At 70.2% G+C, this 22,153-nt stretch carries 14 protein-coding genes, 1 tRNA gene, 1 other RNA gene and 1 pseudogene; 10 read left to right on the top strand and 7 right to left on the bottom strand.

Features of this window, described 5'->3' with window-relative positions; translation table 11 throughout:
* The first annotated feature begins 130 nt into the window (after positions 1-130).
* The 6 genes and pseudogenes from ACWD3C_RS39220 to ACWD3C_RS39195 all read left to right on the top strand — a co-directional run bounded on the left by ACWD3C_RS39220 (position 131) and on the right by ACWD3C_RS39195 (position 7,800).
* The gene (locus ACWD3C_RS39220; RefSeq protein WP_451151896.1) at positions 131-1,414 is read left to right on the top strand and encodes a replication initiator; all 1,284 of its coding nucleotides are present in this window, start codon (positions 131-133) and stop codon (positions 1,412-1,414) included.
* On the top strand, positions 1,407-1,643 hold the full coding sequence (locus tag ACWD3C_RS39215) for an excisionase family DNA-binding protein (RefSeq protein WP_451151866.1): 237 nt from the start codon (positions 1,407-1,409) through the stop codon (positions 1,641-1,643). The genes ACWD3C_RS39220 and ACWD3C_RS39215 overlap by 8 nt, the downstream gene beginning before the upstream one ends.
* An 11-nt stretch (positions 1,644-1,654) precedes the next feature.
* Positions 1,655-2,916 (top strand): annotated as a pseudogene (locus ACWD3C_RS39210) (tyrosine-type recombinase/integrase).
* 587 nt (positions 2,917-3,503) lie between these two features.
* On the top strand, positions 3,504-5,012 hold the full coding sequence (locus tag ACWD3C_RS39205) for a hypothetical protein (protein WP_451151864.1): 1,509 nt from the start codon (positions 3,504-3,506) through the stop codon (positions 5,010-5,012).
* 134 nt (positions 5,013-5,146) lie between these two features.
* Complete coding sequence (locus ACWD3C_RS39200; protein WP_451151862.1) at positions 5,147-6,451, top strand: AAA family ATPase; 1,305 nt, start codon at positions 5,147-5,149, stop codon at positions 6,449-6,451.
* 143 nt (positions 6,452-6,594) lie between these two features.
* Positions 6,595-7,800, top strand: a complete 1,206-nt coding sequence (locus ACWD3C_RS39195) for a vWA domain-containing protein (protein WP_451151894.1) — start codon at positions 6,595-6,597, stop codon at positions 7,798-7,800.
* Positions 7,801-7,893: 93 nt separating this feature from the next.
* Here ACWD3C_RS39195 and ACWD3C_RS39190 read toward each other — a convergent pair whose 3' ends face one another.
* The 7 genes from ACWD3C_RS39190 to ACWD3C_RS39160 all read right to left on the bottom strand — a co-directional run bounded on the left by ACWD3C_RS39190 (position 7,894) and on the right by ACWD3C_RS39160 (position 14,895).
* Complete coding sequence (locus ACWD3C_RS39190) at positions 7,894-8,652, bottom strand: PaeR7I family type II restriction endonuclease (RefSeq protein WP_451151860.1); 759 nt, start codon at positions 8,650-8,652, stop codon at positions 7,894-7,896.
* A 14-nt stretch (positions 8,653-8,666) separates the two neighbouring features.
* Positions 8,667-10,343, bottom strand: coding sequence for an Eco57I restriction-modification methylase domain-containing protein (locus ACWD3C_RS39185; RefSeq protein WP_451151858.1), 1,677 nt, complete (start codon positions 10,341-10,343; stop codon positions 8,667-8,669).
* A 282-nt stretch (positions 10,344-10,625) separates the two neighbouring features.
* Entirely contained in the window at positions 10,626-12,110 is a 1,485-nt protein-coding gene (locus ACWD3C_RS39180) for an SAVED domain-containing protein (protein ID WP_451151856.1), read from the bottom strand.
* Positions 12,110-13,030, bottom strand: coding sequence for an AAA family ATPase (locus ACWD3C_RS39175; RefSeq protein WP_451151854.1), 921 nt, complete (start codon positions 13,028-13,030; stop codon positions 12,110-12,112). Before ACWD3C_RS39175 ends, ACWD3C_RS39180 begins: the two co-directional genes overlap by 1 nt.
* A 30-nt stretch (positions 13,031-13,060) precedes the next feature.
* Positions 13,061-13,576 carry an HORMA-1 domain-containing protein gene (locus ACWD3C_RS39170; protein WP_451151852.1) on the bottom strand — a complete coding sequence of 172 codons (516 nt, stop codon included), beginning with the start codon at positions 13,574-13,576 and terminating at the stop codon, positions 13,061-13,063.
* A gap of 2 nt (positions 13,577-13,578) precedes the next feature.
* On the bottom strand, positions 13,579-14,577 hold the full coding sequence (locus tag ACWD3C_RS39165; protein ID WP_451151850.1) for a CBASS oligonucleotide cyclase: 999 nt from the start codon (positions 14,575-14,577) through the stop codon (positions 13,579-13,581).
* Between the two features lie 230 nt (positions 14,578-14,807).
* Positions 14,808-14,895: transfer RNA gene (locus ACWD3C_RS39160), tRNA-Ser, on the bottom strand.
* A 72-nt stretch (positions 14,896-14,967) separates the two neighbouring features.
* On the opposite strand from ACWD3C_RS39160, the gene ffs reads away from it, so the two are divergent.
* From ffs to ACWD3C_RS39140, 4 genes are all read left to right on the top strand, one after another.
* Positions 14,968-15,063: signal recognition particle sRNA small type (gene ffs / locus ACWD3C_RS39155), an RNA gene on the top strand.
* 79 nt (positions 15,064-15,142) lie between these two features.
* Positions 15,143-17,518 (top strand): DNA polymerase III subunit gamma and tau, encoded by a 2,376-nt coding sequence (locus tag ACWD3C_RS39150; RefSeq protein WP_451151848.1) that lies wholly within the window; start codon positions 15,143-15,145, stop codon positions 17,516-17,518.
* Positions 17,519-17,694: 176 nt separating this feature from the next.
* A complete protein-coding gene (gene purD / locus ACWD3C_RS39145) occupies positions 17,695-18,948 on the top strand; it encodes a phosphoribosylamine--glycine ligase (RefSeq protein ID WP_451151846.1) in 1,254 nt (417 codons plus the stop codon).
* 430 nt (positions 18,949-19,378) lie between these two features.
* Positions 19,379-22,018: a hypothetical protein gene (locus ACWD3C_RS39140; RefSeq protein WP_451151892.1), complete on the top strand. Its 2,640-nt coding sequence runs from the start codon at positions 19,379-19,381 to the stop codon at positions 22,016-22,018.
* The last annotated feature ends 135 nt before the right edge of the window (positions 22,019-22,153 follow it).

Below are 22,153 nucleotides of genomic sequence, written 5' to 3'. Positions count from 1 at the left end.
CGCCAAGCATCGCTGCCCCGGGAGCCCATCCCTCCTGACCAAGCCAGCCAGCCCAGCCAGAAGGAGACAGCCATCTTCACCCGCACCACCCCGCCCCCGCTCCCGGAACTCGCAAGGCTCGCCCAGCACCCTGCCCGGTATCGTCCGGCAGCTCTCCGGGCTCGGCGGCTGCACCCACCCGATCCGCCTCGACGGCCACCGCACCGAGTACGACGTCGACACCCGCACCGGCGAGATCGGCGCCGTCCTCCACCACCTCGACTCGACCGACCTCCCGGCCGGACAACTCCTCGTCCGCTGCAACAACCGCCGCACGACACGCTGTGAGGCCTGCGCGGAGGTCTACCGCCGCGACACCTTCCACCTGATCACCTCCGGCCTGCGCGGTGGCAAGGGCGTCCCGGAACAGGTCGGCGCCCACCCGCGCGTCTTCGCCACCTTCACCGCGCCGAGCTTCGGCCCGGTCCACAACCGCCCTTCAAGCGGTCGCGCCTGCCGCTGCGGCGCCCGCCACGACCAGGACGACACCGAACTCGGCACCCCTCTCGACCCCGACACCTACGACTACGACGCGGCCGTCCTCTGGAACGCCCACGCCGGTCCGCTCTGGCGGCGCTTCTCGACCTACCTGCGCCGGGAGGTCGCCAAGCGCGCGGGCCTGTCCCAGCGGAAGTTCCGCGAGCACGCGCGCGTGTCCTTCGCCAAGGTCGCCGAGTACCAGAAGCGCGGCGCTGTCCACTTCCACGCGGTCATACGCATCGACGGCCCGACCGGCGGAGACACCCCGCCCCCGGCCTGGGCAACCGCCGAGCTGCTCACCGACGCCATCCGCACCGCCACCGCCAAGGTCCGCGTGGACGGCCCGGTCATCGACGGACGCGCCCACACCTTCACCTTCGGCCGCCAACTCGACGTCCGCACCATCCGCTCCGCCGACTTCAACGACGGCCAGGAACTCACCGAGCGGGCCGTAGCGGCGTACATCGCCAAGTACGCCACCAAGGGCGCCGAGACAGCCACGGGAGCTCTCGACCGGCCGCTGAAGTTCGCCGCCGAACTCGCCCAGCTCGACATCAGCGACCACGCCCGCCGCCTCATCCGAACCGCCTGGACCCTCGGCGCACGCAAGGACCTCGAACACCTCCGCCTACGCGCCTGGGCCCACATGCTCGGCTTCCGCGGCCACTTCTCCACCAAGTCCCGCCGCTACTCCACCACCCTCGGTGCCCTCCGCGACGCCCGCGCCGAATGGCGCCGCGCCCAAGCCGCGACGGTCAACGGCCCCGCCCCCGAGACGACGTACGTCCTCGCCCATTGGGTCTTCGCCGGAACCGGCCTCTCCGATGCCGAGACCTGGCTTGCCGAATCCCTCGAACCCGCCCCCGGAACGGAAGGAGAGTCCACCCATGCCTGAGCCGCGCGCAACGGTCACCGTCCTGGAGCCCGCCGACCCTTCAGCGGGCCTGCTGACCGTGGAGGAAGCCGCTCGTCGACTCCGCATCGGCCGTACGACGTGCTTCAAGCTCGTGCTGGCAGGAGAGATCGAGTCGGTGATGGTCGGCCGACTCCGCCGGGTCCCGCCCGAGGCGCTGCGCGCGTACGTGACCAAGCTTCGTCGTCGTCCCGCCTCCGTAGCGGCCTGAGGGGGGCGGACATGGCAGAGAAGAAGCAGGAGAAGCGCACTCGTCAGCCCAACGGGGCCTCGTCCATCTACCTCGGCAAGGACGGAAATGGCACGGCCGAGTGACCGTCGGCGTCCGCGACGACGGCAAGCCCGACCGCCGTCACATCGAGCGCAAGACGAGAGCCGAAGTGACTAAGGCCGTCCGCGAGATGGAACGGGCGCGCGACGCCAAGAAGCTCCGGAAACCGGGCAAGGGCTGGACCGTCCAAAGCTGGCTTGAGCACTGGATCGAGAACATCGCCAAGCCGTACGTCTCCGAGAACACGTACGACGGGTACGAGGTCGACGTCCGCGTACACCTCGTGCCCGGCCTCGGCGCTCACAAGCTCGACCGGTTGGAGCCCGAGCACCTTGAGCGCTTCTACCGGAAGATGCAGGAATCCGGGAGCGCGGCCGGTACCGCTCACCACGCGCACCGAACCATCCGGACCGCCCTCGGCGAGGCAGTACGGCGCGGCCATGTCCCCACCAACGTGGCCGAGATCGCCAAGGCTCCGCGTCTCGAAGAGGAGGACATCGAGCCGTACACGATCGAGGAGGTTCAGAGCCTCCTCGTCGAGGCGGCCAAGCTCCGCAACAGCGCACGGTGGGTCGTCGCCCTGGCGCTCGGGCTCCGGCAAGGGGAAGCGCTCGGCCTGCACTGGGAGGACGTCGACCTGGACGCCGGTTACGTCCGCATCCGCAAGAACCGGCTCCGGCTCAAGTACGCGCACGGCTGCGGAGACGACCCTTGCGGGCGGAAGGCGGGCTACTGCCCCCGGCGCGAGCAGATCCGCCGTGAGCACAAGTCCACCAAGTCCCGTGCCGGGCGGCGCACAGCCGGCTTGCCCGATCCGCTGATCAAGCTCCTCCGCCACCACCAGGACGAGCAGGAGAAGGAACGGATCGAGGCCGGTACCGACTGGGAGGACAAGGGATACGTCTTCGCCTCACCGAGCGGGGGACCTCTCAGCCCCAACACCGACTATCACGTCTGGAAGCGGCTCCTGAAGGACGCGGGCGTACGAGACGGCCGTCTCCATGACGTTCGCCACACCGCCGCGACCGTGCTCCTGATCCTCGGCGTCCCGGACGTCGTGATCGACTCGATCATGGGTTGGGAGCCCGGGGGAGCGGCCCGGATGCGCGCCCGGTACATGCACGTGACCGGGACCATGCTCCGCAAGGTCGCGCAGCAAGTCGGAGACGCGCTCTGGGAGCCGCCGGGGACCGACCGAGGCGCGGCCGACTGAGACGGAAAGTGAGACGGACAACGACGAAGGGCCCCACCGTTCGCGGTGGGGCCCTTCGACATCGTGCCCGGTGAGGCACTGGCGGAGGATACGAGATTCGAACTCGTGAGGGGTTGCCCCCAACACGCTTTCCAAGTCTCCGTCCGGAGGTTCGCGTGGGTTCGTGAGCGGCCCTGACCGGCGGCGGAGCTGCTTCGGGGAGGGCGTCCGGACGCTGCTGAACGGGGGTGAACGAGACCAAGACTGAGACCAGGCGATGGCCCGGATCCGCTGGCCGAGATGGTTGGAGAGCAGTTGCCGGAGCGCCGGGGCGGGCCGGTCCTGATCGCGCTCACGGACAGCATGGAGGAGGTCGGGCTGCGACCGGGGCTCGGGTTCGGCCGCTGGTCGTTCCCATCCGCACGGTCCGTAACGGGCGGCGACGGCGGTACTCGCCGTGCCACTCCGGGTGTTGCGGCGTGCGTCGAGGAAGGGTGATGGGCGGTCGAGGGGGACTGACAGATCCTCATCGCGGTGCTTATGATGCCGGGGATGAAGAAGAACTCCTCTTACGGATCGGGGGAATCGTTCGCGCAAGGTGAGTGCTGATGGCACATCACTTCGCGAACACGATTCCGCCCCACCTGCTGATGTGGCAGCGCGTGCGAGAGTACGCCGTGCCGCCGTCCATGATCGAGACCGCGACCGCACGGCGTGCGGCCGGTGATTGGGCGGGTGCCTGCGCCGCCGCCCGGGTCGACACCGATCTCGATCTGCGCGCCGTGCGCGACCGCCACGGCACCGAGTTCGTCACCCGCCTTCGTGCGGATCTGCGTCGGTTGGCGCCGGATCTGCTCCGTTGGCATATGCCTCGGATCGCTCCCGACGGACGGCTCCGGCCCGGCCTGACCATCTCCCTGAGCCGTTACCGGACTGGCGGCGCCACGCCGTTGCAGCTGGTGGTGCGGACACCGCCGGCCTGGGCGGACGCCGGACAGCGGATCTCCCTGGCCCTGTGGGAGGAGTCCGGGATCGGCACCCCGAGGCACCATCCGCACCCGCATCCCGACCGGCGTTTCCGGCTCGACCTGCACCGGCATCTCTGGGACTCCGGGCGGTGCGGCGAACTGGCGTGGCGGTGCGGTGCGGGCGGGGCGCCGTTCCTGGCGCCGACCGACCGAGCCTACGCGCTCGCCCGGCCGGACGTGCCAGACCTGCCCGATCGGTCCGCCGTCCACGACTGCTCGTGGGCGTTGGCACGGTGGGCCGCCGAGGCCGAGCTGCTGTTGAGGGCCGAGGGTCGCCCTCGCGGGGCCTTCACCGTGCGGCTCGGTGCGCGGAGCCGCGCCGTGCTCGAACTCGTCGCCCCCGACGACAGTCATGCCCCGACGTTCCGGCCGCTTCGGGAGGCGCTGCCTCCGCAGGAGGTCGCGGCGCTTCCGGTGCTGCCGGAGGCGGCGGCCCGGGTCCTTCCGGATCTGGAGCTGCTGCGGGCCGGGCTGGTCGCGTCCGATCGGCTGCATCCGCTCGTCGCCACAGCATTGGCGGTGGCTGCCTCGGTGGCGGCGGCCGACTCGGGACCGGCAGCCGGCCCTCGCCCCCAGCCCGGCGACCCGCACCGAGTGGAGTGCCGGGGCGAGATCCACCGGATCGCGCTGCGGGACGGGGTACTGGCGGCGATCGATCACGACCCGGCACAACTGCGCCGGGAGGAGCTGCTGGTGGCGCTCGGCGGGCCCGCGCTGCCCTGCCTGCGGGCAATCGACGCGGTGCACCGCGATCCGGAGGCACTGCCCGCGGTCCGGGAGCGGATCGGCCACGGTGATGTCGCCGGGGCGCTGAACGTGGTCGAGGGGCTGCTCGGTCCCGGTGCGGTCCTGCGCGACGGGCCGCTCCGGGAGGAGCTGGAGTCGGCTGCGGCCCGCCGCATCGACCACGGACTCTTCCGCTCGGGGCTGGTCGCCGTGCACCCCGCTGCCGGTGCGGTCGGGGGCGGGAACGCCTCCGGCTCGGGGCACGCGGAGCCGGGCCACCGGCCCCGGCTCGACCGCCGTACGCCTGCCGCAATGCGCCTCAAGCGGAGCAGCCGGGCACGGCCCCGTACCGGCCTGGCCTGATAACCGGGCGATCGCCTGACCGGCTGCCCCACCTATGTCCCGCGCTCGCACTGCGCGTTCCGCGCCGCACGACCCCACCACCTCCAGGACGGGCCGTCCCGTTCCGTTCCCTTATCCCACCCCAGGTGATGCCCATGACCTCCAGTACCCTCCTGCCCGCCCCGGTCCCGGCCGTCGGTGCGCCCGCATCCACCCCCGCCGGCGCATCCGCAACCGGCACCCAACTCGTCGTCGCCGAGGACCTCCTGGCCCTGCTGCGGACGACCACCACCGAGCCGCGCCCCGACGAGCAGCTCGAAGCCCTCACCCTGGCTGTCGCGGCCGACCTGCCCGTGCTGCTGTGGGGCGAGCCGGGCATCGGCAAGACCGCGGCCCTGACACAGCTCGCCGCCTCCCTCAACCTGCCGCTGACGACCGTGATCGCCAGCGTCCACGAGCCGACCGATTTCTCCGGGCTGCCCATCGTCGGCGACGACCCGACGGTGCAGGGGGTGCCGATGGCGCCGCCGCAGTGGGCCGTGGAACTCGTTCGGGCCGGGCGGGGATTGCTTTTCCTGGACGAACTCTCCACCGCCACCCCGGCCGTCCAGGCCGCGCTGCTCCGGGTCGTCCTGGAGCGGAGGGTTGGTGCGCTGCAACTGCCGCCGGGAGTACGGATCGTGGCCGCCGCCAATCCGCGCGCGTCGGCGGCGGACGGGTGGGAGCTGAGCCCGCCGCTGGCGAACCGGTTCGTGCATCTGAACTGGGTGCATGACCGGGAGGTGGTGGTGCGCGGGCTGGGCGGGATCTGGCCCCGGGCGGAGCTGCCCCCGCTGGTGCCGGAGCGGCTGCCGGAGGCGGTGGCTTACGCCCGGCGCGCAGTCTGCGGTTTCCTGGAAGCCCGGCCGACGCTGATCCACCGGCTGCCGAACACCGAGACGCGGCGCGGCGGTGCTTGGCCCTCGCCCCGGAGCTGGGAGGCCGCGTTGACCCTGCTGGCCTTCGGCACGGCGGCCTCCGCCTCCCGGGAGGTGATGGCGCTGCTGGTGAGGGGCGCGGTGGGGGACGGGCCAGGGCTCGAACTCCTCGCCCATCTGGACCGGATGGAACTGCCGGACCCGGAGTCGTTGCTGGCCGACCCGGCCTCCGCCAAGCTGCCGGCGCGGGGCGATCTGCGGCAGGCCGCGTTGGAGGCGGTGGTGGCCGCCGTAGGGGCACGGCCGCAGCGGGCGCGGTGGGAGGCGGGCTGGGCGGTGCTGGTCCGGGCGCTGGAGACCGGCGTCCCGGACCTGCTGGTCGCCCCAGCGACGGCGCTGGCCGCGCTGCGGCGTGACGACTGGGAGGTGCCGGAGGCGGTGGAGCGGCTGGCCGGGGTGATCGGTCTCGCCCGGCTGGCGGACCAGTCGGTGGGGCGGGCTGCGGCGGCCGACGCCGGGCGTACGACGGGGGCGCGCCGATGACGGGGGCCGCGAAGCGCCCGGGGCCGCACCCAGTGCCGCGCCCGATGTCCCGGCCCTCGCCGCCGCGCCCGGTGCGGGCCACCGTGCCGAGGCCGCCGGTCGGCTCCGGCTGGCCGTACGGCCGGCCCGGACTCCCTCTGGACATGGAGAAGTTGCTGGCCGCCCGGCTGCACGCGGTGAAGGTCCGCCCCTACCTGGCCGGCGCACTCTTCGCGCTGCACGTGGTGGAGGACCGGTCGGTGCCGACGATGGCGGTGGACGCGCATTGGCGCTGCTACGTCTCCCCCGGCTTCGTGGCACGCACCCCGGTGGAGGAACTGGCGGGCGTCTGGGTGCACGAGGTCTCCCACCTGCTCCGAGACCACCACGGGCGGGGCGAGCGGTATGCGCGGAAGCACGAGGAGTACGGGCCGGGCGAGAGGCTGCGGCGGAACATCGCCGCCGACTTCGAGATCAACGACGACATCTACGGCGACGGTCTGCCCCTGCCTGCCGGGGCGGTGCTGCCGTCGCTGCTGCGGCTGCCCGACGGGCTGCTGATGGAGGAGTACCTGCGGAGGGCGTCGATGTCCGGGCTCGCCGCGGACCTGGCCTGGCTGGACTGCGGCAGTGGGGCCGACGGGCAGGACCGGCCGTGGGAACTCGGACCCCACGGGGCACACGGGCTGAACAAGCAGCAGCGGGACGCGGTTCGCTTCCGGGTCGCCGAGGGGATCAAGGGCCGGCCGGGCGACGCTCCGGAGGGATGGCGCCGGTGGGCGGACGAGGCGTTCCACCCACCGCAGCCGTGGCGGCAGTTGCTGGGGGCGGCGGTCCGCTCCGCAGCGGGTGCGTCGGGAGTGGGCGAGGACCACAGCTACCGGCGTCCGTCCCGCCGATCGGCCGCTGTTCCCGGGGTGCTGCTGCCGAGCCTGCGCCGTATGCCGCCCCGGGTCTGCGTCGTGATCGACACCTCAGGTTCAGTGAGCGACGCCGAGTTGGGCAGCGCGCTGCTGGAGGTGGCGGCGATCTCGCAGGCGGTGGGCGGGCGGCGCGACCTGGTGTCGGTGATCTCCTGCGACGCGGCGGCCGGGGTCGCCGTCCCGCTCTGCCGCGCCGAGAACATCGAACTGGTCGGCGGCGGGGGAACGGATCTGCGCTCCGGTTTCGCCCGGGCGCTCCGCTCCCGGACCCGCCCGGACGTGATCGTCGCTCTGACGGACGGTCAGACGCCCTGGCCCTCCGCACAGCCACCCTGCCGCACCGTCGTCGGTCTCTTCCCCCGTCCAACGAGCGCGGTGGACGAGGAAAACCCCGACTACGCCCCGGACACCCCGCCGCACTGGGCCCGTGTCGTCACCATCAGCTGACAAAGCGCAGTGGCGCGGCACCACGACCGGGATGCTGTTCGTGCGGGCCCTCATCTGACCCTCTGCCAACGTCCTCCGCATCTCGGGGGAAGCTCAGAACTGTTCGTCTGTACGCAGCTGGCTGGCGTTGACTGAGGGGATCCCCAGCGCCTTCATTTCCGCGAGTCGACCGGTGATTGCTGCGGAGAAGTGACGCCAGTCCAACGCTTCCTCGGGCTCTCCAGGGCTGGGGTTGTCCCTGGAGGAGGTGATGTAGCAGGCTGTGTTGTAGAGCCCTTCGTCCAGGAGCCGCTTGCAGAAGATCGCGAAGCGGTCTTGGTAAGACGTGCCCTGCCAGATTTCCTCCGGAGGGTACGCGGGGTTTGAGGCCAACCGAACCGCGCTCCTGGACTTGGGGTGGTCTTCCATGATGAAGAAGTAGCCGAGCCAAGGCCGTGATCCGGGGTACCACTCCGTGAGGGCTGCACGTTGCAGGTCGATCGCGCTCCCCAGAGCTTCCTCGACCCGGTTGTTGTAGTTGTTCCCGAAGGAGGGGCCACCGAGAGCCTTGAGTTCGAAGGCGGCGATGAGGGTGTCTTCGTGGGCGACGACTATGTCCCACTTCTTCAATGGGCGGTAGTAGCCCGGAAGTTCGAGATCCTTGTCTACGCGGATCGCTTCCTTGGGGTACCCGGCGTCCAGGAAGAATTTAGCTATCAGACCGGCGATGCTGTCGAAGTGCTTACCGCCACGGACAGATCCCGCGGTGCCGGCGCCAACGGCATCCTTGATGGCTGACAGATCGTTCTGTGATGCTTTGGCGCCCCAGTACTGAGCGATGGCGTCCTCGAAGTCTTGGCGGGTGACCGTCAAGATCCGTTCCCTCCCTAGTCGGGCAGCTCGACGAGCCCGTAGACACGCAGGGCGGCCTCGGTGGCAGCCTGCACGTCGCGCTTGTCGAACGCTTCCGCCAAGGCGGCTTTGTCACTCTCGCTGATCGCTTCCGGATCGGGCACACGAATCTTGCGGAGGTACTGCGCCTGGAAACGGAGCGTTCCCCCTCGCATCTTGACCGCGTACGCCTCCACGAATGCTTCCGCGACCTTGGACAGCAGCAGGCCACCGAGTACCCGCATGTCCCAGACGTCCGAGACGATGAAGTACAGGTTGTGGTGAGGGTACAGCTGACCTTCATCCAGGACCGGATGGATCGTCAGCTTCATGTCCGGAAACAGCAGCTTGGGGCGTCGCGTCAGGCGGTGGTCGACCTTGTCAATCGTCTTGAACCAGCGCTTGGGCTGCTTGACCGCGATGTAGCGCTTCCGCAGAGCGGCCCCATGCTCCTTGAAGTACGCGGCGAGCCGCGGGTAGGCGGAGAGCTCGACCAAGTCACCTTCGGCCGTCCATGGGTTGACCAGGTAGGTACCGTTCCAGTCCAGGGTGCCGCTCGTGGTGTCGCGGACCATAGCCATGGGCAGCAGCCGTTCGCTCTCCACCAGGTCTTGGTCCCTCGTGAGGAAGACCTTGTCGGCGCCGGTGGCGATGCCGATACCGACACGGGTCCCGGTCTTGTCGTCCTCCAGCAGCTGGAAGCGCTCGGTGAGTTCCTCCAGAAGCGCCAGTCTGGCTGGCGAGGCGGCTGGCCACGAGTCCTCGTCCGGGAACCAGTGCGGCATGCGGGCGGCCTGGAACGCCGTGGTGGTGACCGACTCCGATGAGTCCTTCGCGTACCAGTCGGCGAACTCGCTGGCCTGCGTGCTGCCGAACGCCCGAGTGGTGTCCGCTGCCACCGCCTCGCCCTGGGACCGGTTCGAGATGATCGTGATCGCAGGGTAGGCAGAAACTTGGTCGTCGAAGGCGTCGACGTCATGCATGGCCAGAGCCACGTCCATGCTGAAGCTCTTGGTCACCAGCTGCCGGAGCAGGCGGCCGTACTGGTTGCGCATCCATCGGTCCGCGCAGATGAAGCCCAGCCGTCCTCCTGGACCTAGGCTTCGGAGCGCGACTTCGAAGAAGCCGACGTAGATGTCTGCACGGCCCCCCATGGTGGGGCATGCCTGACGGTAGACCGCCATTCTGTCGGCGGAGACGTCCTCCAGGCGGATGTAGGGCGGGTTGCCGACCACGTAGTCAGCGTGCTGGATTGCTTCGGGCTGAAGCAGGTAGTCACCCTGCTCGACCCAAGATGCCGCCACCTGCTGGGCTTCCGCCGATTGCCAGCCATCGTCGACCAGTTGCTTCTCGACAACTTCGCGGCTCCTTCGGACGTTGCGCTCAAGCAGATCGAGCGCGCTCACGGCTCCGCGTGCGTCACTGATGGGACGCTTCTGCTTGCGGCAGGATGCGCTAATCCGTGACGCCACTGCTCCCAAGAACGCTCCTGAGCCGCATGCCGGCTCAACGAGCTTGACGTCGCAGAGGTCCTTGTCCGGCGTGTATCCCACGAGGTCGAGGATCAGGTCCACAACCCAGCGGCGTGTGAACACCTCACCGTGCTCCACGGCCTCAGCGGGGACAGAGGGGAGGGAATGGAGGGCAGTGTCAAAGAACAGGGGAGTGGCCACGTCCTGACACTACTAGGGAGGATCTCGGCCACGAGAGTTATCCACAGGTCGGCCCGCATGCGCCGCCGCTATCAGCACCTGACCGACTGAGTCCGCAAGGACACGGCGGCCAAGGCCGGCGGGCGGCTTTGGCCCTGGGCTGGCGAGCCACCCGCCGCCTGATCCCACTGCTTGCAGGTGGACTATGCGGGTTCCGACTGTCAACGTTCGGAACCCGCACTCTGCGAAGCGCGCCCGTCGCACTCCGAACTCTGGGGCTTGGCGCCCTTGGCCATGAGCTTCTTATGCCTCTACGGTGAATGCCGCTTCGTACCCGTCGCCGATCTTGATGTCCTCATAAACGACGGTCTGACACAGCCGGTTCCATCGGTTGCCCAGTAGAACAGCAAGTCCCATCGGGCAGGCGAGGAAGAGGTGCATGCGCTGAACTCGGCGGGTGGAGCGGCGGAGGTGATCGCGGATGCCCACTGCCAAGGCGTTGGCGGCGGTGCTGCCGGGGACGGAGCCGTCGTTCGCTTTGCCACTCGGCGGGGCGAGGACGATGAGCTTACCGACCGGGAGGTCCTGTTCGCGTAGGTACTCCAGGACGTCACTGGTGATCTCCGTCGCGACCGCGATGGCGACAGCGATCTCGTCGCCTTGGCCAATCTCGTACTCAGCGACTTCTGGGACCAAAGCGGTCTCAAATGGGTCGTTGGTAGACCAGAGCTGGCTGCCGGCCCTCCCCCGCTGCAGCACTGCGAGGTCGGTCCTGGTGACCATGCGGAAGGTGGTACCAACCAGGAAGGCCGGTGCTAGACGGATGCTGCCCGTGACGGAGACAGCGGTCGTACCGGCGGGGAGGCGTCCAGGCGCGGCCTCAATGTCCGCCTGCAACTGGGCCCAGGTATTCGGCGACAAGGGCCGACGCTTGGTGTATTCGGAGTCGCTTTCGAAGCGTTCGACCCAGTCAATGGCGTGGTCGGCGTCCGGAGCCATCGGGTCTGGCTTGAGGGTGGCGATCGACAGGACGGCCCGAGCGGGGCCGGCCTTGAGGTCCAACTCGTCGACGGCGGTCTCGACCATTGCCAGCGTGAGTTCGCGCTGGCCGTTGCGGACCATCTTGGCGACCCATCCGGCCCCAGCCTCCAACGCCTGCTGATCGTTGTGCAGACCCGCGACGGCCATCAACAGCTGCAGATGCTCCTGATACTTGACCACGTTCACCGACAGGTCGAAGTGCAGAACCGACAGCAGGTCGAGGAGCTCGACCTCGGTCAGACCTGCTTCCTTGGCCCACCGGGTACGTGCCTTACCGCGATCCGACTTGTCTCCGCCGATGGCTGCCTTGGGCATCAGGAGCCCGGTGCGAGCATCGCAGACCTTCACCAGATCATCGGCAGGGTCGGCCGCCCGGTTGGTGACCAGGTGCAGTTCGACGCTGCGGCCGTCTGCGGTCAGTTGCTTCCACGTCCTGGCGATCTTCTTGAGAATCGACGGGCCGCCGCTGTCGGTGGGCTTGGTCAGGTATTCCGCATTGACCGGTGTGGCGCTGTCGACCGCGTACTTGACCTGCTTGTAGGTGTTCGGGGGGACATCGCGCAGCAGGACTACATCGTCGAGATTGCCGACGCCGTCAAGTTCGACGCCGACGGCGCGCACAGGGTTGTGCGAACGGGCGGCGTTCTCACGGAGGAGGGTCAGGCATGCCTCCCAGGCGACGAGCCATTGGTAGTAGTCGCCGGTGGTGCGGACGCTGGTGGGGCCGGGGGCGGGTAGGTGGGCCATCAGCGCTCCTCGGTGAAGACGGGGGTGGGCTCCAGATCCTCGGCAAGGGCGAGGAGGTCCTCGTCCATGACGGGTCGGTCGGGGAAGGCGCGGAAGACGGCTGCCGGGACCAGGCGCTGGGTGAGGTCGGAGAAGGTGTAGCCGGGGCGGTCCTCGGTAGGGCCGGTGAGCTCGACGACCTTGTGGATGGTCTCCGGTCGGATGCCGAGTCCGTCGAGCGCTTGGGTGAGGACCGCGTGGCGCTGCTCGTCGCCGGGGCGGGTGAAGGTGAATGTGGCCGCGGCGCGGCGCATGACGGCCGGGTCGAGAGCGCCGACCCGATTGGTGCACAGCACGATGACGACTGGGAGCGCGGCGCCGGCCAAGCTGTCGATGCCGGCCAAGAACGCGTCGACGCCGGCCCGATCCTCGTGGTGCATCTGCTGGGCCTCGCGGGACTGCACCAGGGCGTCGGCCTCATCGACGACGAGAATCTGCACTGCGCGTGCTCCCCCAGAGCCCGACGCGCGCTTGCCCACCGCGTGCATGTGGGTAAAGGCGTCTCCGATGAGGGAGGTCATCTCGCCGACCAGGCCGCTACCGCGGGTGGCGAGCTTGAGCCGGTACAGGTACACCGGCAGATCGAGCCAGTCGGCGAGGTCGCAGCCGAAAGATTCGGCCAGTGCGGACTTGCCGGAGCCGACGTCGCCGGCGAAAACGAACAGCGGCGCCCTATCTGCGAACAGGGCGAGAGCGGCGACGTTGCCGCCGTGGTACTGCGCGGCCCAGGACCGCAGTCGGCGCGGGTCCGCGAGGAGCGCGGCTTCTTTGCGTAGGCGCAGCTTCGTCTCGTCCAGGCCGACCAGACGGTCGTAGCGGGCGCGTCGAGTGGGCTCGGGCAACTCGATGACGGGGTGGAACAGGTCGTCCTGGCTGGTCACGTGCTCGTTCCTCCTGCGGATGGCGCTGGACTAGTAGGCGACGTAGACGTCGCGTGAGACGCCAGTGCCGTTGCGGGCGTAGCCGTGCCCCGTGGTGCTGGTGCTCGCGAGGGCGCTCGGGGCGGTGCTGGTCGTCCGGGAGATCGGCAGATCCTCCTTGACCTCGGCCTGCTGGCTGCTGGTCAAAAGCGCGAAGGAAGAGCTGTAGGTCAGGAAGCTGTGAAAGGTGTAGCCGGTGAGGCCGACCGGGTCCGGGAAGCTGCCCGGTCGGGAGTCGATGAGCTGGCCTCCGGCCGTGGCCTTATAGCGCAGGCGGAACTTCCAGGCGTTGGTGGCGGTGTCGCGGAAGCCGTAGTCGACGGTGTCGAGATAGCCGTCGCGCAGGAGCAGGGCGACCTCCTCGGCGAACTTCTCGATTCTCTCGAGGGAGGGCTCGCTGTAGAGGTTGTACAGCAGGCGCAGGTCGGCGGCGACTCTGCCTCCGACGTAGCGGGCATCGGTGATCGTGAACGAACCGGAAGCGGATCTGGAGTACGAGCCGGTCATGGTCACTCTCCCGGGAAGGTGGGGCCGAACAGCTCGCGCCAGAGGTCGAGCGCCTCACTCTTCGTGGTCGCGTAAGCGGCCGTCGTGAGGGTGTCGAGGGTGGTCTTGGCGTGGTTGACCAACCGCTGGCGGTCGAACTCGGCGTAGCCGCGAGCGACGTTGTTTTCTGGGTTGACCGCGTCCCAGACCTGGATAGGGTCTGTCGTCGAGCTCACCTCGTCGGCCGTGTAGTAGTCGGTGAAGACGATCGGTGTCTTCAGGCCGGTGCGGACGATGTAGGAGAGCACCTGCTCGATCGCCTGCGGATAGTCGTCGACCTGCAGCGGCTTTCCGTTCCAGCCGACGTCCCAGAGGTGCGCGACCAAGAGTTCAATCAGGAAGGACTTGCAGCGAAGCTGCGGATCGCCCTCCTTGCTCTCGCGGATCCACGCCTTCAGCAGGCGGATCAGCTCCCGGTAGCCGTCGCCGGCCTTCCCCTTGCGCTTTTCGATGAAGCGCAGGTGCAGCGTGACCGAGGTGAGTACCTTGATGCCGCCGCTGGTGACCAGGTAGCCCCGGTCGTCCGGCTCGCCGGTGTAGAGCACGGGCACCACGTCGATCTTCAAGCCGGAGCCCCGCATAGTGATGCCGACCGCGTGGTCGGAGGGCTTGAAGTCCTCTGCGACCTTCGTCTTGCCGTAGACCTCTTTGGAGCGCTCCTCCAGCCAGGCCAGTACCGTCGAGACGTCGATGTCGGGGTCACCGACGCGCAGGTACGCGGCGACATCCGCGTCAGACCCTGTGCCGCGCCTGCGACGGATCGCTGTGTGCTTGGCCGTGCTGCCGGACGCGCGGAGCTTCACCAGGTCGAAGTCCGGGTGGGCGGCGATGTAGTCCTCCAGTCGCTCCCGCAGGTAGTTCACCTGGCGGCGGCGCTCCTTCGCCTCCTCTTTCGGCACGTTCACTTTGTTCTTCGCGAATGCCTTGAGGACCTCGTGGTCGACGTAACTCTCCCCCGCCATAGCTGTTCACCCTTCACCCGAGGAGCCGATCGGTAGGAGAACAGGCTTAGCACGCACCACTGACAAACCCGGACGAAGTTGCGAGGCATGCCCAGGCGCCGATAGCGGACCGTCTGTCGGGTCCTCCGGCTACGCCCGCCACACGAACTGCAACCAAAACTGCAACCACGCACGACGAAGGGCCCCACTGCGAACGGTGGGGCCCTTCGACATCGTGCCCGGTGAGGCACTGGCGGAGGATACGAGATTCGAACTCGTGAGGGGTTGCCCCCAACACGCTTTCCAAGCGTGCGCCCTAGGCCTCTAGGCGAATCCTCCGCCGGAAACATTACATGACGTGGGGGAGTGCTAGCGAACTCGTTCGGGGCCGGGCGATCAGGTAGGCTGGGGCTCAGCCCCTCACGCGGCGCTATCTGACTGAATCCCCCAGGGCCGGAAGGCAGCAAGGGTAGGTTGGCTCTGGCGGGTGCGTGGGGGGTCTTCTGTGTGGAGGCCCGGGCGCCCGGGGCCGGGGTGGGTTCGTGGGCGGTCCCTGTTGTCAGTGGGCGCCTATAACCTCGTATGCGTGTCGTCTCTCGCGCTGTACCGCCGTTATCGCCCGGAGTCGTTCGCCGAGGTCATCGGGCAGGAGCATGTCACTGACCCGCTGCAGCAGGCGCTGCGGAACAACCGGGTCAATCACGCGTACCTGTTCAGCGGTCCGCGTGGGTGCGGGAAGACCACGAGTGCGCGGATCCTGGCGCGGTGTCTGAACTGCGAGCAGGGGCCTACGCCGACGCCGTGCGGGGAGTGCCAGTCGTGCCGGGATCTGGCGCGGAACGGGCCGGGGTCCATTGACGTCATCGAGATCGACGCCGCTTCGCACGGTGGTGTCGATGATGCTCGTGAGCTGCGGGAGAAGGCCTTCTTCGGACCGGCCGGCAGTCGGTACAAGATCTACATCATCGACGAGGCCCACATGGTCACGTCGGCCGGCTTCAACGCGCTGCTGAAGGTCGTGGAGGAGCCGCCGGAGCACCTCAAGTTCATCTTCGCGACGACCGAGCCCGAGAAGGTCATCGGGACCATTCGGTCGCGTACCCACCACTATCCGTTCCGGCTCGTACCGCCGGGGACGCTGCGGGACTACCTCGGCGAGGTGTGTGCCAAGGAGCAGATTCCTGTCGAGGAGGGCGTTCTTCCGCTTGTTGTGCGGGCGGGCGCCGGGTCCGTGCGTGACTCCATGTCCGTCATGGATCAGCTGCTGGCGGGGGCTGCCGCGGACGGTGTGACGTATGCCATGGCCACTTCGCTGCTGGGGTATACGGACGGGTCGCTGCTCGATTCCGTCGTTGAGGCGTTCGCGGCTGGGGACGGGGCTGCCGCGTTCGAAGTCGTGGATCGGGTTATTGAGGGCGGTAATGATCCTCGGCGGTTCGTTGCCGATCTGCTGGAGCGGTTGCGGGATCTTGTGATCCTTGCCGCTGTGCCTGACGCGGCGGAGAAGGGGCTCATTGACGCGCCTGCCGACGTGGTGGAGCGGATGCAGGCCCAGGCCGGTGTTTTCGGTGCCGCCGAGTTGAGCCGGGCCGCCGATCTCGTCAATGAAGGACTGACGGAGATGCGGGGGGCCAATGCGCCGCGGTTGCAGCTCGAGTTGATCTGCGCGCGCGTGATGCTGCCTGCGGCTTACGGCGATGAGCGGTCCGTCATGGCCCGGCTGGATCGGCTGGAGCGGGGGGTCAACTTCTCGGGGGGTGGGGCCGGGCCTGCCATGGGGTACGTGCCTGGGCCCGATGTGCACGGGGGGGCTGGCGGGGGCGCGGTTCATAGCGGTCCCGGTGGTCCAGCTGGTTCAGGTGGTTCGGGTGGTTCGGGTGGTTCGGGTGATCAGGCAAGTCAACCTGGTCCGGCTGTTCCGCCCGGTCCCGCTATTCCGCCGGGAGGTGGGGCCGCTGCGGCTCGGGCTGCCGTGCGGGGGGCTGGCGAACAGGGGGCGGGGGCTCCGCCTGTCGGTTCGCCGGCCGGTACCTCGGCGGGTGCGGTTCCCAGCGCCCCAGCGCCTGTTGCTCCCCCGGCTGCCTCCGCTGCTTCTGCGCCCCCTCCTTCTCCTTCTGAGCCTCCGGCTGCCGCCACGCCCGGTGCCTGGCCTACCGCTACCGCTGCGGGGAGCGGGCGGCGGCCCGGGGGGTGGCCCACCGCGGCGGCCCCGGGCGGGGGGCAGCCGCCCGCGGCATCGGCGCCGCCGGCCGCGCCTTCCCCTGCGGCTCCTGCCCCTGCCCCTGCCCCTGCCCCTTCCGCTCCCGGCCCGGGGGGCGGCGGGCTCGACCCCCGCATGCTCTGGCCGAACATCCTGGAGGCGGTGAAGAACCGCCGCCGGTTCACGTGGATTCTGCTCAGCCAGAACGCGCAGGTGGCCGGGTTCGACGGCACGACCCTGCAGATCGGCTTCGTCAACGCCGGGGCGCGGGACAACTTCGCCGGCAGCGGCAGCGAGGATGTGCTGCGGCAGGCGTTGGTCGAGCAGTTCAACGTGCACTGGAAGATCGAGGCGATCGTCGACGCGTCGGGGGCTTCGGGAACATCCGGGGGGTCTGTGCCCTCGCCGTCCGCCTCCGGCGGGGGGTACGGCGGCTCCGGTGGGTACGGGGGTACCCCGGCCCCGCCGCCGCGTCCGGCCGCGCCTCAGCCGACGGCCCCCGCACCGCGTCAGGCAGCCCCGGCGTCGGCGGCCCCAGCGGCAGCCGCACCGACGCCCGCAGCGCCGCCTGCCGCTCCGACCCCGGCTCCGCCTCCGGAGAACCCGCAGCACTCGCAACAGTCGCAGCGCCCGCCCATCTCCCCCGAGGACGACATCCCCGAGGACGACGATCCCGACCTCAACGAGTCCGCCCTCTCCGGCCACGAGCTGATCGTGCGGGAGCTGGGGGCGACGGTGGTGGAGGAGTTCACCAACGAGTAGGAGGGGTTCACCGAGGATTGGGTCCCCGGAGGCCCCGGACCAGGCCCACGCCCGCCCTGGGCCAGCCCCGCAGCAGCCCCACATCCGCCCCCGTTCGGACGATCCCACAAGCCCCCACTCCACCCCCTTCGGCGGCCCCCACAAAGCCCGCCCTCCCCGCCGGTTAGGCTGACCCCGTGAAGGTCCTCGTCATCGGTAACGGCGCCCGCGAACACGCCCTGTGCCGCTCCCTGTCCCTCGACCCCGACGTCACCGCCCTGCACTGTGCCCCCGGCAACGCGGGCATCGCGGAGGTGGCCGAGCTGCACCGGGTCGACGCGCTCGACGGTGCGGCCGTGGCCGCGCTGGCCACGGAGCTCGGGGCCGGTCTGGTGGTCGTGGGGCCGGAGGCTCCGCTGGTCGCCGGGGTGGCCGACGCCGTGCGCGCGGCCGGGATCCCGTGCTTCGGGCCCTCCAAGGAGGCGGCGCAGCTGGAGGGTTCCAAGGCGTTCGCCAAGGACGTGATGGCGGCGGCGGAGGTGCCCACGGCGCGGTCGTACGTCTGCACGACACCCGCCGAGGTCGACGAGGCGCTGGACGCGTTCGGCGCGCCGTACGTCGTGAAGGACGACGGTCTCGCGGCCGGTAAGGGCGTCGTCGTCACCGGTGACATCGAGCAGGCCACGGCGCATGCGAACGCCTGCGACCGCGTCGTCATCGAGGAGTTCCTCGACGGCCCCGAGGTCTCGCTCTTCGCGATCACCGACGGCGAGACCGTACTGCCGTTGCAGCCCGCACAGGACTTCAAGCGCGCCCTCGACAACGACGAGGGCCCCAACACCGGCGGCATGGGCGCGTACTCCCCGCTGCCCTGGGCCGACCCCAAGCTGGTCGACGAGGTGCTGCAGACCGTACTGCAGCCGACCGTGGACGAGATGCGCCGCCGGGGTACGCCGTTCTCCGGTCTGCTGTACGCGGGACTGGCGATCACCAGCCGTGGTGTACGGGTGATCGAGTTCAACGCCCGCTTCGGCGACCCCGAGACCCAGGTCGTCCTCGCCCGCCTGAAGACCCCGCTCGCGGGTGTGCTGCTCGCGGCCGCCCAGGGCACCCTGGCCCACCTCGAACCCCTGCGCTGGAGTGACGACGCGGCCGTCACCGTGGTCGTGGCCTCGCACAACTACCCCGCCACCCCGCGCACCGGCGACCCGATCACCGGGCTCGACGAGATCGCGGCCCAGGACGCCCCGCACGCGTACGTCCTGCACGCCGGGACGAAGCGCGACGGGGACGCGGTGGTGAGCGCGGGCGGCCGGGTGCTGTCGGTCACAGCCATCGGCGCGGATCTGGCCGAGGCGCGCGAGCTGGCGTACACGGCGGTGGGCCGCATCCGGCTGGAGGGCTCGCAGCACCGCACGGACATCGCGGCGAAGGCGGCGGCAGGAGCGTAAGGGCTACGTCGGCCCCGCAACCCGACGGTTCACCACAAACATCCGATTACGGGTGACTGACTGCGGAATGTCACCCGTGGGTAGAAACCCCAGGCCCCGGATCTCCCAGAGTTCGCAGATTTCCCAGAACTCTCGGAGACCCGGGGCCTCATCCTTGCCCAGCGTCATCCACCTCTCCCCAAAGCCATTCCATCGAGTGACCGCTGCTCCATCCGGCTGACGAGGGACGGGGCCCCAACTAGGGTGCGGCGCAAGCGTTCCGGCACTTGGCCCACCGGCATTGCGATGTCAGTGGTGGGTGCCACAGTGGGGGAGTGAGCAACGCCAGGGCATCTGGCGACGATCACCGTGACGGAGTCCGTTGTGACGGAGTCCGCCGTGGGATGCGTCGCCGAGGGAACGGTAGGGGGTGACACCGGTCGTGAGCGGTATGGGTGTGGAGGTGGGCGCGCAGGGCGCGCGTTCCCGGGCTCTCGCCGTGCTGCGCATCCGCAGCAGGGCGCTGGCCGTCGCCCTGCTGCCCGCGGCCGTCGCCGTCGTCCTGCTCGTGGGCGGGACCACCAGGCATCTCACCGGCGGCGGCTGGTCGGTGGCCCGCTGGATCGTCACCGGTGTCGCCGCCGTCGTCCTTCTCGCCGCCGCGGGCATCGCGCTCGTCGTCGCCCGCGCCCGGCCCGCCATGAGCCCCACGGTCCCGATCGCCGAGGAGTCGGCGCCCGACCTGTACCGCCTGGTCCGCGACCTGGCCGACCGGCTCGACGTCCCCGCCCCCTCCGCCATAGCGCTCACCCCCGACTGCGACAGCTGGCTGGAGGACCGCACGCACCGGTCCCACGGTCCTCCTTCCTCGAACGCACGGTTCCTTCCGCGGGTTCTGGGCCTGGGCCGGGCCCGAGGGGCACCTGTCGGTGGCGATACGAGCAGGAAGACGCCCCCGGAGCCCGAGGGCGGTCCCGTGGGCGGCCCCGAGGGCGGTGCGGACGCGGTCGGCGTACGGGGGACGACGGGGCTGTCGTCGCCGCTGCGGCACCGCACGCCCGCCGCGCCCGTGCTCGTGATCGGCTCACCGTTCCTGTGGTGGATGCGGGTGGGCGAGCTGCGGGCGGTCCTCGCCCCGGTCGTCGCCGGTACGGGACCGTCGGCGCACCCGGACATAGCCGCGGCCCGCCGTTTCGTACGAGGGCTGGACGCGGCCGTGGCCGTGACGGCGGAGCCCGTGCGGGGACGCCTGTCGCGCGGGGCCACCCATGCCGTGTCCCGTACGGTGCTGGCCGGCGTCGGCTGGGTGGCCCGGCTGTTGCTGCGCAGTTGCCGGGGGCACGCGGCGGAGATGGAGCGGGGAGTGGCGGCCGCGGCGGCCGAGCGTGCACAGGCTGTGGATTACGGTCTGCGGATCGTCGCCCAGGAACAGGTCGGCCTGGCCTACGCGGGCTGGGACCGTCTGCTCACGCGTGTCGCCCTGCCCGCCTGGCGGATGGGTCGCTGGCCGTCCCGTCTGGACGCGGGCGTCGTCGCCGCCCTGACCGAGCTCTCGCGCCGTGACCGCCTCGCCGAGGGCTTCGCCTCCCGTCTCGGCGAACGCCCCGCCTGCGACCTCCTCGAAGAGCCCGGCGCGGTCGACGAGGCCGCCTCCCTGCTCGCCGCCCGCCTCTTCCACGGCGGCCCCGCCGAGCCCGGCCCCGACTGGGCCCCGGTCGACTGGAACGAGTACCCGGACGAGGTCGTCGACCGCAAATGGCGCACGGACGCGGCCCGCCTCCACCGGGTCCTGGACGCCCTCGGAGTACGGCACACTCCGGATCCGGTCGTGGCCGCAGCCGGGGGGCCGACCTTGGCGCGGGTGATGGACCACTTGACGGTTCAGGGGGGTGGCGGGGACGGAGGCGGGGTCGCCGGTGGCCCTTGGGGCGAGGAGAGCACCACGAGCACCGCCGACGAGGCCAACGCCGACTCCGGCCCCAGCCCGGCGAGGGGCTTGAACCCCGCTGAGGAGGGCAGCCCCGGCCGCAGGTCTGCCGACGGCTACGAGTCGGCCGGGGCGTACGAGTCCGACCCCGCTAGGGAGTCCGCGCGTGGCGGCGAGCCCGGGCGTGGCGGCGAGCCTGGGCGTGGCGGCGAGCCCGGGCGTGGCGGCGAGCCCGCGCGAGGCGGGGAGCCCACCCGTGCCAGCGAGCAAGGCCGTGTGAGCGAGTCCGCCCGCGCCTACGAGTCCGACCCCGCCAGGAAGCAAGGCCGCGCCAGCGCTCCTGGCCGCGCCGACGAACAGGGCCATGACGACGATTCCGCCCGCGCCGACGATCAAGACCGCGCCAGCGGGTCGGCCCGCGCCCACGAGCCCCACCCCGTCGGCGAACCTGGCCGCGCCGCCGACGAGTCCGACGTCGTTGAGCAGCCTGCCCACGGCGCTGGGGCTGACCGCGCCGACCGGCCCGCCCTCGGTGCTGAGTCTGGCCGTCTCGATCGGCCCGCCCTTGGTGCTGAGCCTGACCGCGTTGAGCAGCCTGCCCACGGCGCTGGGGCTGACCGCGTCGACCGGCCCGCCCTCGGTGCTGAGTCCGACTGTCTCGACCGGTTCGCCCCCGGCCCTGTGCCCCACCACCTCGACCAGCCCGCCCCCGGCGACGACACCGACCCACGCGCCGAGGTCGGCCTCGGCAGTGAGCGCACCGCTGCCCTGGCCGCGGGGCTGACCGCCGAGCTGGCCCGTGAGGAAGCGGCGGCACCCGCAGCCGTAGCGCCCCACCCGGGAGCCGCGGAGCCCCAAGGCCCGGACCGAGCTCTCTGGGACGACGGCTTGTTGCCGCTCTTCCCCCTGCAACCCCCGCGTACCGGCCGCGAACTCCTCACCGACCACGTCACCGCGATGGTGTGCTGCGCCGCGATGGACACGGCCGGCGCGACCCCGGGGCTCGACTGGCTCGACGGCCCCTCGCTCCTCATCAACGGCGAACGAGCGGCCGACCTCGCCCCCCGGGTTCTCACCCTCGTGGAAGACGGCGATCCCGCCCCCCTCCGCGACTGGCTCCGACACCTCGGCATACGCGCCGAAAAACCGGTCCGCCTGGTCTGACCTGCACCGGCGCTCCACCAACGACCGGAGCATCACGCTCCGTTCACGTCAATTAGCGACGAACGGTGACGGACTGCGTGCGTAATGTGATGTGCTGGGACCGATCGCGCACATAGCAAGGGCTTGTCCGACAGA

It is taken from the genome of Streptomyces sp. NPDC002845, assembly GCF_053591955.1.
The sequence above is the reverse complement of the archived record's forward strand: the minus strand, read 5'-3'. Positions and strand labels throughout refer to the sequence as shown.

Excerpts from the sequence above, each read along its gene's own strand:
- ACWD3C_RS39215 (WP_451151866.1), top strand. The coding sequence starts at position 1,407 with ATGCCTGAGCCGCGCGCAACGGTCACCGTCCTGGAGCCCGCCGACCCT.
- ACWD3C_RS39205 (WP_451151864.1), top strand. The coding sequence starts at position 3,504 with ATGGCACATCACTTCGCGAACACGATTCCGCCCCACCTGCTGATGTGG.
- ACWD3C_RS39200 (WP_451151862.1), top strand. The coding sequence starts at position 5,147 with ATGACCTCCAGTACCCTCCTGCCCGCCCCGGTCCCGGCCGTCGGTGCG.
- ACWD3C_RS39195 (WP_451151894.1), top strand. The coding sequence starts at position 6,595 with ATGGAGAAGTTGCTGGCCGCCCGGCTGCACGCGGTGAAGGTCCGCCCC.
- ACWD3C_RS39180 (WP_451151856.1), bottom strand. The coding sequence starts at position 12,110 with ATGGCCCACCTACCCGCCCCCGGCCCCACCAGCGTCCGCACCACCGGC.
- ACWD3C_RS39170 (WP_451151852.1), bottom strand. The coding sequence starts at position 13,576 with ATGACCGGCTCGTACTCCAGATCCGCTTCCGGTTCGTTCACGATCACC.
- ACWD3C_RS39165 (WP_451151850.1), bottom strand. The coding sequence starts at position 14,577 with ATGGCGGGGGAGAGTTACGTCGACCACGAGGTCCTCAAGGCATTCGCG.
- ACWD3C_RS39140 (WP_451151892.1), top strand. The coding sequence starts at position 19,379 with ATGGGTGTGGAGGTGGGCGCGCAGGGCGCGCGTTCCCGGGCTCTCGCC.